This is a genomic window from Pseudoalteromonas xiamenensis, from assembly GCF_017638925.1.
GTDB lineage: Bacteria > Pseudomonadota > Gammaproteobacteria > Enterobacterales > Alteromonadaceae > Pseudoalteromonas > Pseudoalteromonas xiamenensis.
Map to the genome: position 1 here is coordinate 515903 of NZ_CP072133.1, position 18033 is coordinate 533935.

10 protein-coding genes are annotated in these 18033 nt (G+C 44.3%); 8 read left to right on the plus strand and 2 right to left on the minus strand.

Going from position 1 to position 18033, the window contains the following annotated elements; all coding sequences use genetic code 11:
- Positions 1–70: 70 nt before the first annotated feature.
- On the minus strand, positions 71–1384 hold the full coding sequence (locus J5O05_RS02580; protein WP_208843476.1) for a Na+/H+ antiporter NhaC family protein: 1314 nt from the start codon (positions 1382–1384) through the stop codon (positions 71–73).
- A 325-nt stretch (positions 1385–1709) separates the two neighbouring features.
- Here J5O05_RS02580 and dapB point away from each other — a divergent pair, with 325 nt between their 5' ends.
- The 4 genes from dapB (at position 1710) to greA (ending at position 7617) form a co-directional block, all read left to right on the plus strand.
- Positions 1710–2522, plus strand: coding sequence for a 4-hydroxy-tetrahydrodipicolinate reductase (gene dapB, locus J5O05_RS02585; RefSeq protein WP_208843477.1), 813 nt, complete (start codon positions 1710–1712; stop codon positions 2520–2522).
- Between the two features lie 202 nt (positions 2523–2724).
- On the plus strand, positions 2725–3861 hold the full coding sequence (gene carA / locus J5O05_RS02590; protein ID WP_208843478.1) for a glutamine-hydrolyzing carbamoyl-phosphate synthase small subunit: 1137 nt from the start codon (positions 2725–2727) through the stop codon (positions 3859–3861).
- 17 nt (positions 3862–3878) lie between these two features.
- On the plus strand, positions 3879–7097 hold the full coding sequence (carB, locus tag J5O05_RS02595) for a carbamoyl-phosphate synthase large subunit (RefSeq protein ID WP_208843479.1): 3219 nt from the start codon (positions 3879–3881) through the stop codon (positions 7095–7097).
- A gap of 43 nt (positions 7098–7140) precedes the next feature.
- Positions 7141–7617, plus strand: a complete 477-nt coding sequence (greA, locus tag J5O05_RS02600) for a transcription elongation factor GreA (protein ID WP_208843480.1) — start codon at positions 7141–7143, stop codon at positions 7615–7617.
- Between the two features lie 75 nt (positions 7618–7692).
- On the opposite strand, the gene J5O05_RS21570 is transcribed toward greA, so the two are convergent.
- Positions 7693–12156: a di-heme oxidoredictase family protein gene (locus J5O05_RS21570; protein WP_244369747.1), complete on the minus strand. Its 4464-nt coding sequence runs from the start codon at positions 12154–12156 to the stop codon at positions 7693–7695.
- Positions 12157–12605: 449 nt separating this feature from the next.
- Here J5O05_RS21570 and J5O05_RS02615 point away from each other — a divergent pair, with 449 nt between their 5' ends.
- From J5O05_RS02615 to J5O05_RS02630, 4 genes are all read left to right on the plus strand, one after another.
- Positions 12606–13385, plus strand: a complete 780-nt coding sequence (locus J5O05_RS02615) for a TetR/AcrR family transcriptional regulator (protein WP_208843481.1) — start codon at positions 12606–12608, stop codon at positions 13383–13385.
- 214 nt (positions 13386–13599) lie between these two features.
- The gene (locus J5O05_RS02620; RefSeq protein ID WP_208843482.1) at positions 13600–15948 is read left to right on the plus strand and encodes an efflux RND transporter permease subunit; all 2349 of its coding nucleotides are present in this window, start codon (positions 13600–13602) and stop codon (positions 15946–15948) included.
- A 16-nt stretch (positions 15949–15964) separates the two neighbouring features.
- On the plus strand, positions 15965–16762 hold the full coding sequence (locus J5O05_RS02625) for an outer membrane lipoprotein-sorting protein (RefSeq protein WP_341874699.1): 798 nt from the start codon (positions 15965–15967) through the stop codon (positions 16760–16762).
- Positions 16763–16764: 2 nt separating this feature from the next.
- Entirely contained in the window at positions 16765–17949 is a 1185-nt protein-coding gene (locus J5O05_RS02630; protein ID WP_244369749.1) for a hypothetical protein, read from the plus strand.
- Positions 17950–18033 lie beyond the last annotated feature (84 nt).

Sequence of the window (18033 nt, forward strand, 5' to 3'; positions counted from 1 at the left end):
TTTGTTGATTAAATCATGCAAAGTATAACAGATAGAATTAGTTAGAGCGCTTTTCAGCGCTCTAAATTCTTTATGCTTTGTTTCTTTGCAAACAAATCACAGCTATCGCGGTGAACGCGAGGATAAAGCAGTAGAAAGAGGAAGCGGAAACTTCCCACGGGCTAATCTTAAACGTTGCCCCAAGTAACAGAGCTTGTGCGCCATACGGTAAAGAACCTTGCATTACACATGCAAAGATATCAAGTAAACTCGCAGAACGTTTTGCAGAAATGTCCCCATCGTCTGCTAACTTCTTCGCAACCGGCCCCGCAACAATAATAGATACTGTGTTATTAGCGATACATAGGTTGCTCGTTAGTACCAAAAACGCAATTCCAAGTTGATCTGCCACCTTTCGATGCCATTTAGCAACAACTGCAGTAATTTTTTGTACTAACTTCGCTAAAAAATCGAGTCCACCATTTCGACGAATAAATTCAGACAATCCACCAATAAACATCGACAGTAAAAAAATCTCTTGCATGTCACTGAAGCCTTTATAAACATCCTTTACAAAACCGCTGACTTCGTAACTGCCCGTAAAACCAACAAGCGCGGCGAAAATGATGCCACTGAATAGTACAACGAACACGTTAAATCCCATCACCGCAAGCACTAAAATGAACGCATATGGCAGAACGAGTAACCAATCAAACGGTTTCGTTTCAACGATTTCAGGTTCCGGCGTCAAAAAGAGTAGTAGCAACACGGTTAACGCAGCTGCAGGTAACGCAATTTTCAGATTTTCTCTGAATTTGTCTTTCATTTCGCAACCTTGCGTACGCGTAGCTGCAATTGTTGTATCAGAGATAATTGACAAATTGTCGCCAAACATCGCACCAGACACCACCGTGCCTGCCATGAGTGCAGGGTCAATACCTGTCTTCAATGTAATCGCGTACGCTATTGGGCCTATCGCTCCGATTGTGCCCATAGAAGTCCCCATCGCGGTAGAAACCACTGCCGCAATTAAAAATAAACCAGGCAACAACAATGAAGGGGGAATTAACGATAGGCCTGCATTAACTACGGCATCCACACCGCCTGTCGCACCTGCGACCGCTGAGAATGCACCCGCGAGCAAATAAATTAAGCACATCGTAATGATGTTGCTATGGCCTGCGCCTTTAATAAATGTTTCTACGCTCTCATTGATGCTGGTTTTGTTAAACCAAAACGCTAATACAATCGCTGGTAATATCGCCACTGGCGCTGGCAATTGATAAAACGCGTAAGCAACACCTTGTAGGTGCATATATAGGCCAACACCTAAGAATAGACTCACAAACGTTAAAAGAGGGATAAGCGATAAAATCGCCTGTTTTTTATTGTAGGTTGGCTGCATAGCACTCCTCACTTAAATCACCACAGCCAAGCAAGAACTTATTAGCTGCATTTTGGCCTCTCACAAAATATTCTACGTAAGAGACACCTAAAACTTCACGCCCGCAATAAAGTAAAATCGGCGAAGGCGGAAGTTTATATGTATGGATGGCTAAAGTCCATGGTGATTTGATATTATTGTTCTTATTAAAACCAATCAGACTGCCGCGCCAAGCGCACGCGAATTCTGAACAACAAGTTTATTAGAGTTATCAACCTGACTATTACACACAGATCCGATAAACTCTACCCTATCACCTAAAATAGCTAAACTCGAGGAAGATCAAATGGATCGTATAGGTATATTCGGCGCAAATGGCCGAATGGGTCAGGCATTAATTGATGCCTGTGCGCAAGCAAAAGATTGTAAGCTCTCTGCTGCTTTCGTGCGCATCGCATCACCACTTGCATCGACGCCAATCCATCACATTAACAAATCTGCTCCTGTTGACTTGTCCTTCGCCTGCGAGTCTGCACTGCAGGACTGTTCAGCTGATGTCCTGATTGACTTCACGTTACCCGAAGGGATGCGCACGCACCTTCAACAAGCAGTCAAGTTGAATTTGCCCATGGTCATTGGCACAACAGGTCTCAATGATGATGACAAACAAGCACTTACCGAAGCGGCTAAGCACATCCCAATCGTTTTTTCGCGCAATTATAGCGTGGGGGTAAATTTGCTGCTTAACTTAGTGCAAGTTGCCGCGACGAAACTCGCCGAAGAAATGGACATTGAGGTATTTGAAGCACATCACCGCAATAAAATTGATGCACCCTCTGGTACTGCATTAATGATTGGTGAAGCCATCGCACAGGCAAAAGGATGGGATCACGATGCCGTTGCGCGTTTTGATAGAACCGCGATTCATGAAGCAAAATCACAACAAGAAATTGGTTATTCTGTGCTTAGAGCTGGCGATATTGTTGGTGAACATACGGCTTATTTCGCAACTATGGGCGAAAGGCTCGAAATTACTCATAAAGCCTCATCTAGATTAACGTTCGCGGCTGGTGCTGTAAGGGCTGCGCAATGGTTAAGGAACAAGCCAGCTGGACTTTATGATATGCAAGATGTCCTAGGTTTAAAGGAGTTAGCTTAAGTTTTTAACAGTTTCGTTAACTTTTTTAGTTTAGATCCTTATTTTTGAATTTTTTTGATAGATCGTTAGACGAATCTACCAATTTACTGTAGACTATATGGAATTTGCCAAAAATTTATAAAACTGCGTGTTACCAAGCGCTTAATAAACGGGAAGTAATGCGTATACGCAGCTCCCGTTTTTTTACATCTAGGAGGTTAACTTGACTAAATCCGCTCTGTTAGTCCTTGAAGACGGCACAGTGTTTCGCGGTACTGCCATTGGTGCTGACGGTATTTCTGTCGGTGAGGTAGTATTCAATACGTCGATGACAGGTTATCAAGAGATATTGACAGACCCGTCTTACGCGGAACAAATTGTTACTCTAACTTACCCGCACATCGGTAATACGGGTACTAACAGCGAAGACGAAGAAGCAGGTCAAATCTGGGCGAAAGGCCTAGTGATCCGCGATTTGCCATTGCTAGCGAGTAATTTCCGTAACGAGCAATCGTTAAGTGACTACTTAAAAGAACGCAACATATTGGGTATCGCTGACATTGATACACGTAAGCTAACTCGTATTCTTCGCGATAAGGGTGCGCAAAACGGCTGTATCATCGCAGGTGATGAAGTTTGCGAACAAAAAGCACTGGACGCTGCCAAGGCCTTCCCTGGCCTAAAAGGTATGGATTTAGCAAAAGTCGTGTCGGCAAAAGAAGCCTTTCCATGGCGTGAATCAAGCTGGACATTAGGTGAAGGCTTTAAAACGCTTCAGGCTGATGAAGAAAAGTTTCACGTTGTTGCGTACGATTTTGGTGTAAAACGCAACATTTTGCGTATGTTGGTCGATAGAGGGTGTAAATTGACCGTGGTTCCCGCTGAAACCCCCGCCTCTGAGGTCTTAGCGTTGAATCCTGATGGAATCTTCTTGTCTAATGGCCCTGGCGACCCTGAACCATGTACCTACGCAATCGATGCTATCAAATCCTTCCTAGAAACAGACACTCCTATTTTCGGCATTTGCCTCGGCCACCAGCTTCTAGCTCTCGCTTCCGGTGCTAAAACAGTAAAAATGAAATTTGGCCATCATGGCGGTAACCACCCTGTTAAAGATTTAGATCGCAACGTTGTTATGATCACGGCACAAAACCACGGTTTCGCTGCAGATGAAGCAACATTACCTGCGAATCTACGTGCAACTCACGTTTCATTATTCGATGGCACTCTTCAGGGTATTCACCGTACTGACAAGCCAGCGTTTAGCTTCCAAGGTCACCCAGAAGCAAGCCCAGGTCCACACGACGCAGCGCCGTTGTTCGACCATTTCATTGAATTAATGCAAGCACGTAAAGCCTAATTAATAGCGGAGTCAAAATGCCAAAACGTACCGACATAAAAAGCATTCTTATTTTAGGCGCAGGCCCAATCGTTATCGGTCAAGCGTGTGAGTTTGACTATTCAGGCGCGCAAGCATGTAAAGCCCTAAGAGAAGAAGGCTATCGAGTTATCCTAGTAAACTCGAACCCAGCAACTATTATGACTGACCCAGAAATGGCAGATGCGACGTACATCGAGCCTATCCATTGGGAAGTAGTAGAAAAAATTATCGAAAAAGAGCGCCCATGTGCCGTACTACCGACAATGGGTGGTCAAACAGCACTAAACTGTGCTCTAGATCTTGACCGTCACGGTGTTCTTGCAAAATATGACGTTGAGCTTATCGGTGCAACTGCAGATGCAATCGATAAAGCGGAAAACCGCGAACGTTTCGACAAAGCGATGAAAAAAATCGGCCTTGAGTGTCCACGTGCTGAAATCGCTCACTCAATGGAAGAAGCGCTTGATATTCTAACTCGTATCGGCTTCCCATGTATCATCCGTCCATCATTCACAATGGGTGGTACTGGTGGTGGTGTTGCCTACAACATGGAAGAATTCGAAGAGATCTGTACTCGTGGTCTTGACCTTTCACCAACGAAAGAGCTTCTCATCGATGAAAGCTTGATCGGTTGGAAAGAATACGAGATGGAAGTGGTTCGTGATAAAAACGACAACTGTATCATCGTGTGTTCGATCGAAAACTTTGACCCGATGGGTGTTCACACAGGTGATTCAATCACGGTAGCACCAGCACAAACACTAACAGACAAAGAATACCAATTAATGCGTAACGCATCGATGGCCGTTCTTCGTGAAATCGGTGTTGAAACTGGCGGTTCAAACGTACAATTTGGTGTAAACCCAGCCGATGGCCGTATGGTTATCATCGAGATGAACCCGCGTGTATCACGTTCATCTGCCCTAGCCTCTAAAGCAACGGGTTTCCCAATTGCGAAAATCGCTGCAAAATTGGCTGTAGGTTATACGCTAGATGAGCTTAAAAACGACATCACGGGTGGTGCGACACCTGCGTCATTCGAACCTTCAATTGACTACGTTGTGACTAAGATCCCACGTTTTAACTTTGAAAAGTTCGCGGGTTCTAACGACCGTCTAACGACGCAAATGAAGTCTGTTGGTGAAGTAATGGCAATTGGCCGTAACCAACAAGAGTCTCTACACAAAGCACTTCGTGGTCTTGAAGTTGGCGCGACGGGTTTCAACCCTATCGTTGCTCTTGACGACCCGAATGCACGTGAAAAAATTGTTCATGAGCTTCGTGAGCCAGGTGCAGAGCGCATTTGGTACGTTGCCGATGCAATGCGTCATGGTATGTCTATCGAAGAAGTATTCGAACTTACAAAAATTGACCGTTGGTTCCTAGTTCAAATCGAAGACATCCTAAAAGACGAAGCGACAATCAAAGAAGTGGGAATGGCAGGTCTGACTGAAGACTTCCTACGTAAACTGAAACGTAAAGGCTTTGCTGACGCGCGTATCGCTGAAATCGCCGGTGTTTCAGAAACTGAAATCCGTAAAAAGCGCCATGCACTTAACATCGTTCCAGTTTACAAACGCGTAGACACATGTGCGGCTGAGTTCAGCTCAGACACAGCGTATATGTACTCAAGCTACGACGAAGAGTGTGAAGCGCAGCCGTCAGACAAAGACAAAATCATGGTTATCGGCGGTGGCCCGAACCGTATCGGTCAAGGTATCGAGTTCGATTACTGCTGTGTTCACGCCGCTTTAGCGATGCGCGAAGACGGTTATGAAACGATCATGGTTAACTGTAACCCAGAGACTGTATCAACAGACTACGATACGTCTGATCGTTTGTACTTCGAACCAATCACGCTAGAAGACGTGTTAGAAATCGTACGTGTTGAGAAGCCAAAAGGCGTAATCGTGCAGTACGGTGGTCAAACACCACTTAAACTAGCTCGTGCGCTTGAAGCGAATGGCGTGCCAATCATTGGTACTTCTCCAGATGCGATTGACCGCGCTGAAGACCGTGAGCGTTTCCAACATTTAGTTGAGCGTTTGAATCTACTTCAACCAGAAAACGCAACAGTAACGTCACTAGAAGAAGCGATTGTTAAATCTCAAGAAATCGGCTTCCCACTGGTTGTTCGTCCATCTTACGTACTTGGTGGTCGCGCAATGGAAATCGTTTATGACGAAGATGACCTACGCCGTTATATGACTCACGCGGTATCAGTATCAAACGAAGCGCCTGTACTACTTGACCGTTTCCTTGATGATGCAACAGAAGTTGACGTAGATGCTATCTGTGACGGCCAAGAAGTCTTGATTGGAGGTATCATGGAACACATCGAACAAGCCGGTGTTCACTCTGGTGACTCTGCGTGTTCGCTACCTGCACACTCACTGTCTGAAGAAATTCAAAACGTGATGCGTGAGCAAGTAAAAGCAATGGCGCTTGAACTTGGCGTAGTTGGCCTAATGAATACTCAGTTTGCAGTTAAAGATGGCGAAGTTTACTTAATCGAAGTGAACCCGCGTGCTGCGCGTACTGTGCCATTCGTCTCTAAAGCAACTGGCGTTGCGCTTGCGAAAGTTGCAGCACGTTGTATGGTTGGTCAATCACTGCAATCACAAGGTGTAACGAAGGAAGTTATTCCTCCGTACTACAGCGTGAAAGAAGTTGTTCTTCCATTTGCTAAGTTCCCTGGCGTTGACCCAATGCGTGGACCAGAAATGCGTTCAACAGGTGAAGTAATGGGTGTTGGTGAAAACTTCGCCGAAGCCTTCGCAAAAGCACAATTAGGTGCGGGTAACACTTTACCACGCGGTGGTCGCGCGTTACTATCTGTGCGCAATGGTGACAAGGCACGTGTAGTTGAGCTTGCTAAGACAATGAAAGCGCTAGGTTTCGAATTAGATGCAACCTCTGGTACTGCAGCAGCACTAGAAGAAGCTGGCATCGACGTTCGCCGCGTGAACAAAGTGTTCGAAGGACGTCCTCATATTCTTGACCGTATCAAGAATAAAGAGTACAGCTACATAGTAAACACGACTGAAGGTCGCCAAGCAATTGAAGACTCTAAGGTGTTGCGTCGTGGTGCACTTCAACACAAAATAAACTACACCACTACGTTGAACGCTGCATTTGCTAACTGTAAAGCGCACTCTGCGGATGACAGAGCAAATGTAAGCTCAGTTCAAGAGCTGCACCAGCGATTAAACTAAGTACGATGCTGGGGTGAAAACCCCAGCTTATAGCGAGATAACTATGCAATCAATTCCGATGACTGTACGAGGCGAGAAGCTGCTTCGTGACGAACTGAATCACTTAAAATCTGTTGTGCGTCCTAAAATCATTGCAGACATCGCCGACGCGCGTGAACACGGTGATTTAAAAGAGAACGCAGAGTACCACGCTGCACGTGAACAACAGGGCTTTTGTGAAGGACGTATTCAAGAAATTGAAGCTAAGTTGTCTACAGCTCAAGTTATCGACGTGACAAAGATGACAAACAATGGAAAAGTCATTTTCGGCTCTACCGTTTCTATTGTAAACGTTGATACCGACGCTGAAGTCACTTATCGCATCGTGGGTGATGATGAAGCGAACATCAAAGAAAATTTGATTTCGGTAAATTCACCTATCGCGCGTGGTTTGATTGGTAAAGAAGTTGATGACATGGTGACGATTCAAACACCTAATGGTGCTGTTGAGTATGAAATCACTGAAGTCGAATACCTGTAATTACACATCGACTCGCAACGGAAAAACCCAAGTTTATACTTGGGTTTTTTATTTTTAATTCAATGAGATAACGAATTATAAGCTATTTAAAAACGCCAACAATGCGCTTTTATCTGAACTACCCAACATTTCAAAGGCAACTTTAGCCGTTTGCCCTTCTCCGCCATGCCAAAGAATAGCTTCTTCGAGACTACGTGCCCGACCATCATGTAAATAGCTATGTTGTGGCGTACAGAACTCATTACCTTGACCACCAAGAATGTTGTCTAGCCCACCCGTCACGCAGGCGGACAATCCTATTCCCCAAAGTGGTGTTGTGCGCCACTCCGAGCCAATTGCATCACCTTCACTGAGCGTGTCCGCTAAACCACTGCCCATATCATGCAACAACAAATCAGTGTAAGGGTGAATAGTTTGATTGCGTAGCTCAGAAAAGGGGTGGAAAGCGCTTGTCTGCATGGTATCGACGTGACACTGTCCACACCCAATGCTTGCAAATACACTTTTTCCCTGCTGAACTTGCGCACTCTCCACATCTCGCTGTGCACGAATACCTAAAAGCGCCAGATACTTTACTAATTTATCAAGGTCGGTATCTGACACCTCGACTGCACTACCGCCACAATTCGATTGAGCGGAGCCACAATCAGGACTCGGTAATAAGCTTGATGTTACCCCCATATCCGTATTGAAAGCACTGGCAACTTGATGCTTCAAATTTACCGTTGTCGCTTTCCACCCAAATCGACCGAGACGTGTTACGCCAGTTTCAGGATCCGCGATACGATTGGCTTTGCCTGAAATACCATCGCCGTCCAAGTCGTTTTGGTCTTCTCGCGCTAAAATCGTTTCTTCAGAAATTGCCTCTAATAACCCCATTCCAACGAGTTGTGGTGCGATACGCGCTGAAAATTTGGCAGGTGTGGTTTTGCTGAATTGGAAATTCGGCTTCCGCAAACCATTGCTGTCACTCCAACTGGAGATAATAACGCTGCCTTCACTTTCGCTGCTTGGGATCCCAAACGTACTTGGCTGCAATACTTTTCCGATGAGCGGATCTGGATTTCCGTTACTGTCTGCCACTTTGAATACCCATTTGTTTAAAGGTTCTCCGACTGCCGCGGGTGCTGCGCGACCGTTTCGAGCATGGCAACTCACACAACTTTGATTTATGTAATGAGGACCCGCTTTGCCAACGGCTGCATCAAAAATTCCATTCTCATTTCCATGCTCATCGTGTTGTCCCGAAACAAAACTACTGTGATGCACTCGACGACCTTCAACAAACATTTGCCCGTTCACGTTGGACAAGTTGGTTGCCATTTGCATGAAATGATTGTCTGGTTCATCGGTATAGTTGTAGGGTAAGGTGGTCCCTCCACCGAGCCACGCACTTTGCGCGATTGGGTATGAGTCTTCACGTTGAGATCCTTTATCGTCAAAGTTCCCTTGTGTTTTCCACGGAACCAATCCTTGGCCGATGACGTAAAGATATGTGGTCCCGTAATAGTTATCCCTCCCTTCTGGTGCAGCGAGTAAAAATTGGCTTGCCTCAAATTCCATACGCTGCCCGACTTGCAAAGGTAAAAAACCGGTTTGGCCCGGATCCCAGTTAAGTGGTCGGTAATCGTTTATAACTAATCGGTAGCGATGCTGAGTACCGCTATCGCTGATTTTGTTGAAATTATGATCATAGCTTCCATGGTCTAATTCTTGAACCGCGCCGTTCACACCAAAATAGTTGCCGTGATACTCAGCAACGGTATTCAAACCTCGATACCAAGCACGAAACTCCCTTTCGTCAAGCGGCCACTCGGTAATAAACGTAATCTCCAGACTGTTTCCACCTTTCGCTACGTAATCAACAAACTGAAATTGTGCAGTTCGATGTGTCCAATAGTGAGAAAGATAATGATCATAACTCTGAAATTGGTCCTCTTTTGCGTGCCTATCACGACCTCTGTCAGCAAACCGAGTAACCAATGCATCTCCTCGATCAAACTGAATAGCTTGCTCAAGCACCGTTTCCGCCGAATATAATGGAACCACGTTTGACCCTGAGGTGATTGGGCAGCCTTGATTGTCAACGCTGCTGCCTACTGGCGTATTTGGACACGAGTCAAGTGTGTCAGGCACGCCGTCGCCATCACTGTCAGCATTCGGTGGCGTACCGCCATCACCTGTGAGTGTGAACGTTTTTACGCTTGTATCGACAGCCCCCGAGCTGGTTTGGTAGGTAAACCAATACTCAACGGTATCCCCATTTTGAAGACTATCGAGACTCAGTGTATTTCGGCCTCCACTTACCACCATCCGCACATTTTGTTGACCCCCACCGTTGATTCGATAGTGGACGTCAGCCCAATCCGTTGTATTGACAAAAAACTCAACGCTCGACTTACTCGTTTGAGTAATACCATATGGTTGCAACACAATTGGACATCCCTTACTGTCAACCTGTGTACCCGCTGGTGTATTCGCACATTCATCTTGCGGATCTTCAACCCCATCACCATCTGAATCTACAGCCTGCCGAGTTGGTTCGGTTAAGATAGACCATTCTGCAAGTTGTGTAATATTGCCACTATTGTTGTTCATGGTCAGTCGATAATATTGGTATGGCGTTTGATTGCTAAATGAAAATTCCCTTGTTTCGAATCGAGATGCAAAGTCTTCGTTATTCCGTGAATCTAAGGTTGCCCAACTTACTCCATCGTTTGGTCTCAGCAATGTCCAGTTCAATGGATCGCGAACAGCCACATCATTTGCTGACGTCAATCTGTAGCCTTTTGCAATGTAGGCCCCGTCGGTCGCCTTGAATTGGATCCACATTCCGTTATGAAAAGTCAGATACTTCGTATTAAGGTTGTTATCAATGACTTTTTCTATTGTTTCACCTTGTGGTGAATCGTTGTATTGGCCAGTCAATTCTCCCGCAGAATCTGTGATGTCGATTAACGTTGAGAGTTCACATCCTTTTTCATCGACTGGTGTGCCGACTGGAGTATTTGGACATAGATCGAGAGCATCCTTTACACCATCGCCATCTGAATCCAGATCTGGCGCGCTACCACCAACCGTCCAAACAATATCATCCATAGCCATTTCAAAGGAGAATGTCGGTATTTGTCCGTCAACTGACACGATATTGAAGTGGTTTTTGATTGACTGTAACGCGATAAGTGGCCCAGCTAGGTCTTTCACTGGAATTACGGCTTCTGCCCAGTCACCATGACGAACTAATCCATAGGTCGTTGTATTCGCAGGAAACGTTATCCAGTTTTCATTCGTATAGGTATCCGCAATACCAACCTTAAATGATACATTCGCAGGGATTTTGATCTTAAACCGGACGTCACCGTAAACAAATGCACTCATGTCCCGAGCTTGCCGAGCTTGAAAACCACCACCAAACCACTGATTTGGCGTGTAGTTCCAAGAAATAACGGAACTACCTTCATAGGGCGCTGCATTTCCTGTACTTATAGAAATTTGATTCCATAAATAAAAATCGGCATTTTCACCCAACGATAATTTGTTTGATGTTGGCGTGTTATCGGTAAAGACACCGAATGTGCCATGCTCCGCTGGAGTGGTGTTACCCAAAAACACTTCTCCTTGACCATCAAGCTGATACACACGCACATAATCGACAATCATCCTGCCCGGTAGAGGTGCTGTTACCTCACTGTCACTGTGCGCATCCGTAAAATTGCCCCCTACAGCAAGATTCATAAGCAAATAAAACGGTTCTCTAAATTCGCTTGATTCATCATCAATGAAAAAGGGAGCGTCGTACATGTCGTATTCAATACCATTATCGACCACAGCAAACCGAATTGATGTTTGTGTCCAATACAAACGATAGGTCACAAACCGATCTGTCAACGGTTGCGCACTCAAATGAGCATTGTCGTTTTGCCAAGCAAGACTTGCTGCACAGGTTGGATTCCCGCTACTGCAGGCAGCTTCGGTATAAAAAATAAGATTCGACCCTGTATAATTGTTTGACGGAGCACCTGGGAACCCTGCGTCTGCTCGGCTTTGTGCAGATTGCCCCATTTCCATAATGTCAATCTCACCTTTCGCAGGCCATGTTGCGGTGCTTGTTCCAAGCATCCAAAGTGCGGGCCAAAGACCCATATCCACGCCAGATACTTTCATTCGCATCTCGACCATGCCGTATTTGATCGCGAGTTTATTGCTACTTTGGATTTTTCCAGAGGTAAAGCCTTTCCCTCCAACTGATTCGCGCCTTGCCTCGATGACTAAGCCTTTGTTTCCTGACTCTCCATTGATGTCTTCAATGCGAATGTTGTTTTCACTGTACCATTGCAGTTCTTGATTGCCCCAGCCGCATAAACCCACAGCGCATCCATCACCCGTATCCACGTTCCAAATTTCTGTATTGAAACTGTTGAAATTATCTTCCCACATCAAGCTTCCAACAGCGGCTTGAGTTTGCGGAGTGAGGAGCACAGCAACGAAAGCGAGGCTTGCATGCAAATGCCTTCGCGAGGTCGATATTATTGTTTTCATTGTACTTTCCTTTGTCTTTGCTTTGATGAGTCAAGTTTGCCCTGTCGTATTACTACCTCGTTTTGACAAAACAAATATTTATCACTTGCTACATTTAAATAACATGTAAGCGCTTTCATTTAAAGCGATAAACCAAATGTTTTGCAAGTAAACAGGTACGATTTATTAGCAGAAAGCTATTATCTTATTGAAAATAATAAATATATTTTTTATGTCGTTTTTTACAATCCGGCAGCGAGTGCCATGGTTCTAGCCTGAAGGAAAAATACCCAATAAAGATGATCAAAATAATCGCATCATTTATTGACTATTCGTCAAGTTTAGAAAATAATGACGTAAAGTCAATTTTGACGAAGCGACACAAAAATAGACACGTAAATAGGTTTTTAAGGCAAATCAGTTTGGCTGTGGTATTCTTCTGACCATTATGGGTAGAGAAAAAGAATTTCATGTTTAAATTTGGCTGTAAATCGAGTTGCCAACATAGTTTTTTAGGTAAATCTAAAAAGCAGGTTGCTATTGCAGAGCGACATCAAGAATTACTGATGCTAGCGCGTGAAATTATCGCTCTTGAGGGCTTTCATAGTTTCACAATGGATAAGCTTGCCGCTAAGAGTGCATACTCAAAGGGCACAATTTACAATCACTTCAACAGTAAAGAAGATGTCATTGTTGCGCTTAGTATTGAGTCGATGAAATTCATGGAGAGCCTGTTCAAACGAGCTTATGAATTTCAAGGTAGTAGCAGAGAGCGCATGGTTGCGTTGCACGTAGCGTACAACCTTTTCTCGAAGCTCGAACCCGTCATGTTTTTGTGTGTACTTACCTCTAAAACCCCTTGGGTTATGGAAAAATGCGACCCTGAAAATTTAGAGAAGAGCATAGCGCAAGAAGAAAGATTAATTGCTGTCGCTGACCAATTTATCACGGATGCAGTAAGTGCTGGCGATTTACAATTAAGCCCAACAATTAGCAGCGATACGCTCATCTTTGCGAATTGGGCTGTCGCATTTGGAACAAATGCATTGATTAACAGTGCAAAAGAAAGCAGATGTATAGAACCCGTTTTGGATCCTTTCACTGCGCTTTATAACATCAATATAATGCTTGATGGTATGCAATGGTTGCCGCTTTCAAGTAAATGGGATTACAAAAAAGTGTGGCTTAAAGTCGAAGAGACGATTTTCGCCGATGAAGTGGCCTGTTTAAAAGCATCTAATTCTATTTAGTTGATACGCCCCGACTCTCTTACACTTGTTATCCTAAGAATGTGAAATTTACAGTGGATAATTGAAACTCGCTAAACAGGCGAGTTTTTTCAAAACATTAAATGACGAATCGTCATTTAATTGATAGCAAAAGTGTACTTTTACAGCCAGCCATCAAGCTGGTTTTTTAAGAAAATTAGTTGACGTTTCGTCAATTTAACTGGAGAGAAAGGAAATGATACCAACATGGCTAAAGTCCATCATTAACGCTCCGAAAACAACAATTGTCATTAGCTTACTCTTGCTCTTTACAGCTGCAATGGGAAGTGGAAAATTGTACTTTCGCGGCGATTATCGTGTGTTCTTCGACAGCGATAATGCACAAATGACTCAATTTGAAACGATAGAACGGACATTCAATAAAAGCGACAATATTTCCATCGTCGTTTCAGCAAATGGACAATCCGTATTTAACCCAGAAACACTGCGAGTCATTGAGGAATTAACCCAGTCAGCTTGGAAAACCCCTTATTCTAGTCGAGTTGATTCAATCGCCAACTTCCAGCATACCACTGCGGAGAATGACGACTTGGTCGTTGAGGATCTCATTGCATCCGAAAGTTTATTGACGCCTGAGAACATTGCGAATATTCGCCATGTCGCCCTTAATGAACCGCAAACTCGACGCTCCTTAGTAAGTACTGATGAAACGGTTGCTATCGTCAATATCACCGTTCAACTCCCAGACATAGATAAAACAGACAAAGTGATTGCCATCAAGCAATTTACGCAAAAACTTGTTGAAGAATATCAAACCAACTACCCAAACCTTACTTTCTACCAAAGTGGCCAAGTCGCTATGAACTATGCGTTTATCGACGCCTCTCAGAACGATTTTTCCACGCTTGTACCCGCAATGTTATTGGTCATCATGATCTTTTTAGGACTTTTGCTGCGAAGTTTTGCCGCTGTCGTTTATACGCTCATCGTGATCGTCGGTGCCGTTGTTGCGACACTCGGGATTGCTGGCTGGCTTGGAATGTTTTTGAGCACAGCGACGGTTAACGTACCGACAATGGTGTTAACGATCGCCGTTGCCGATTGCGTACATATTCTTGCCGCAATCCGTCATCACATGCGTTCTGGTGCGAACAAATCAGATGCAATCCGATTGAGCCTACAAAGCAACTGGCTTCCGGTGATCATTACCTCTGTTACAACAGCACTTGGCTTCCTTGTAATGAATTCCCTCGATGTTCCAATCATCCGAGATTTAGGAAACCTGTCAGCGTTAGGAGTAATGATTGCTTGTGTCCTGTCACTTACGCTCTTACCGGCATTGGTGCACGTTTTACCATTCAGACCCAGTATGAAGTCTGACACGACGGGTTCACTGCGCTTTTCTAAATTCGCCGACTGGCTTATAGCAAAAAAAGTCCTGCTCACTGCGACATCTGTCATTTTGGTAATCGCTGCAGCTTTCGCAGTCGGTCAAAATCGAATCAATGACGAAGCGGTTAAGTATTTTGCAAAAGGCAGCGAGTTTCGCGATGCGACGGACTTTATGGAGCAGCACTTAAGTGGCATGACAACGGTAAGCATTGCGCTCGACAGCGGACAAAGTGACGGAATTAGCTCTCCAGATTTTCTACAAACGCTTGACCATTTAACGATCTGGCTTCGCTCGAAAGAACAAGTGCATCACGTTACAAGCCTTGCTGACACCTTTAAACGCTTAAACATGAACCTCCATGGTGATGATATCCATGCTTATAAACTACCGGATGACAGAGAACTCGCGGCGCAATACTTATTGATGTACGAAATGTCGCTTCCCTATGGCCTCGATTTGAATAATCAGGTGAATATCGACAAATCCGCCGTCAAGTTGCAACTCACATTGGCTAATCAAGGGAGTAAAGAGCTCGTCGCCATTGAAGCGGAAATTCGAGCATGGCTAGATTTGAATGCCGCCAACTATCAAGCTCAAATTTCCAGCCCGAGTCTGATGTTTGCGCACATCGGTGAGATAAACATGAGGAGCATGTTGCAATCTTTGCCCATGGCTTTGTTACTCATTTCCGGTTTGTTGGTGTTTTCGCTGCGCTCACTTAGGTTAGGCCTTATTAGCTTAGTGCCTAATCTCGTGCCCGCTATTTTAGGGTTTGGTTTATGGGGACTGTACAGCGGTGAGATCAATTTAGGCTTAAGCGTAGTCGTTACGCTTACACTTGGGATCGTTGTTGATGATACCGTGCATTTCTTGAGTAAATATCAATATGCGAAACAACAAGGTCAATCTCCGGAGGGGGCGATTCGCTATGCGTTTATCACGGTTGGCCGTGCGCTCTTAATTACAACCTGTGTACTTGTGGCTGGCTTTGCAATGTTAGGCACCTCCGCATTTCGCCTTAACTCAGATATGGGGCAGCTCAGTGCACTTGTTATTTTTATCGCGCTAATTGTGGATTTTATTCTACTGCCCTGCATGTTGCTTTGGTTCGATAAATCGGGAAGTCACGAAGTGATTGAGTCTAATGAAATAATTACAACCACCGAACCACAACTGATCAGCAAATACTAATTAAAAGGATAACACGATGAAAATGAGTACTATTATTTCAACTCTCTTAGTAGCTGGTAGCACAATTATTGCGATGACAAATACTTTTGCTATCGCAAACGAGGAACAGGGCATCACTATTGCAACCAAACGTAAACAACTTGATAGTGGCTGGGGTGATAGCCAAGCAAGTATGACGATGCTGCTGACGAACGCTAATGGAGATACGAGCGAGCGTCACTTACGAATGAAAATGCTCGAAGTCGAAAATGACGGAGACAAAGGCCTCACCATCTTCGACACTCCTTTAGATGTGAAAGGAACGGCTTTCTTAAACTTCTCGCACGCCACCGAAGCAGACGAACAATGGCTTTATTTACCTGCACTAAAGCGAGTAAAACGTATAGCATCAAAAAACAAATCCGGTCCCTTTATGGGAAGCGAATTTGCCTACGAAGATCTCAGCTCCTTTGAATTAGCTAAATACCAGTTCAATTATCTGGGAGAACAAATGCTAGACAACCAAAGTACGTTCTTGCTTGAGCAAATCCCTGTTGATAAAAACTCAGGGTATACCAAACAACATGTCTGGCTAGATAAACTACATTATCAACCACTGAAAGTAGAATACTATGACCGTAAAGGCGCGCTTCTGAAAACCCTCACTTTACGCGATTATCAAATGCATCTAGGTAAATTTTGGCGTGCTCATACGTTAGAAATGGACAATGTGCAAACACACAAAGCCACTCGCCTTACGACAGAAAGTCTTGAATTCTCTCAAGGACTTGCAATCAGTGACTTTAACCAAGCTAGTTTACAGCGTGCGAGGTAGTGATGACGTTAAAACCCTCACAAGGTTTTGTTAGTCTCTCTTTTTGTTTGGGTGCATTCAGCACCCAGCTTGCCGCAAATCCAGAGATAGACTTTCATGGAGAAATACAAGTAGACCAACGGAATTTCCTACAGACGGAAAAGACTGAACTTGAAGGAGCCGTCAATCGTATCCAAAACAGTTTAATGCTCGAAACTGAGTGGCTTTGGCAAAATGATGGTCATATTATCAATTTCAAACCATTTTTTCGGATCGACAGTCATGACTCAGAGCGCACTCATGCTGATATTCGTGAACTTCAGTGGCTTCATTACTGGCAAGACTACGAAATTAGCGTTGGCATTGGTCGCGTTTTTTGGGGCGTAACTGAGTCCACCCATCTTGTTGATGTAATAAACCAAACCGATGCTGTTGAAGGATTCGACGGTGAAGACAAACTTGGGCAACCAATGCTCCGCTTTAAAATGGTGAAGGACTGGGGAACCTTGGATTCGTACATATTACCGTATTTTCGGGAACGTACTTTTGCGGGCAGAGATAGTCGTCTATCGCTACCGTTTGATGTGGATGATAATGCACGATACGAATCATCACGGCGAGAACATCATTTAGATTATGCGTTTAGGTACAGCAACAGCGTTGAGACTTGGGATTTTGCCCTCTCCTATTTTAATGGCACAAATCGCGAACCGGAATTTATTCCCCAACAGAATTCAGTTGTGCCTTTTTACGCTCAAATGCAACAAATTGGTTTAGAGTTGCAAAATGTATCGGGAGATTGGCTCTGGAAGCTTGAGGCTCGTTATCGAGACAGTATACGCAATGAGTTCGCGTCCACGACAGGGGTTGAATACACGCAAGTTGGTGTATTTGATACTGTATACGACTTAGGCTGGATAGCAGAATATTCCTACGACAACCATGACGTTGCATTAAATCAAAACGATATTTTTATTGGTTGGCGTTTGGCGTTGAATGACGCAAATGGGAGCGAAATTTTGTTTGGTATCAGCCAAGACCTCGGCAAATCGGAGCAAGCCATTAAATTAGAAGCTTCAGGTCGACTTGAAGAAAGGTGGAAATGGCAAATTGAAGGTTGGGCGTTTTCAACAAACAATGATGAGAGACCACTTTACACTTTGAAATCAGACGACTTTATTGCATGTTCAATAAGTTACTTTTTTTAGTTTTACGCATCGACTTGGTTTGTTGAACCCGTTCATTATCCATGTCGATGCAATCTAAAACAAAAACACATGCATTCTAGTGGA

Coding starts and splice junctions, on each gene's coding strand:
- J5O05_RS02620 (WP_208843482.1), top strand. CDS start 13,600: ATGATACCAACATGGCTAAAGTCCATCATTAACGCTCCGAAAACAACA.
- J5O05_RS21570 (WP_244369747.1), bottom strand. CDS start 12,156: ATGAAAACAATAATATCGACCTCGCGAAGGCATTTGCATGCAAGCCTC.
- dapB (WP_208843477.1), top strand. CDS start 1,710: ATGGATCGTATAGGTATATTCGGCGCAAATGGCCGAATGGGTCAGGCA.
- J5O05_RS02580 (WP_208843476.1), bottom strand. CDS start 1,384: ATGCAGCCAACCTACAATAAAAAACAGGCGATTTTATCGCTTATCCCT.
- J5O05_RS02630 (WP_244369749.1), top strand. CDS start 16,765: ATGACGTTAAAACCCTCACAAGGTTTTGTTAGTCTCTCTTTTTGTTTG.
- J5O05_RS02625 (WP_341874699.1), top strand. CDS start 15,965: ATGAAAATGAGTACTATTATTTCAACTCTCTTAGTAGCTGGTAGCACA.
- greA (WP_208843480.1), top strand. CDS start 7,141: ATGCAATCAATTCCGATGACTGTACGAGGCGAGAAGCTGCTTCGTGAC.
- carB (WP_208843479.1), top strand. CDS start 3,879: ATGCCAAAACGTACCGACATAAAAAGCATTCTTATTTTAGGCGCAGGC.
- J5O05_RS02615 (WP_208843481.1), top strand. CDS start 12,606: ATGTTTAAATTTGGCTGTAAATCGAGTTGCCAACATAGTTTTTTAGGT.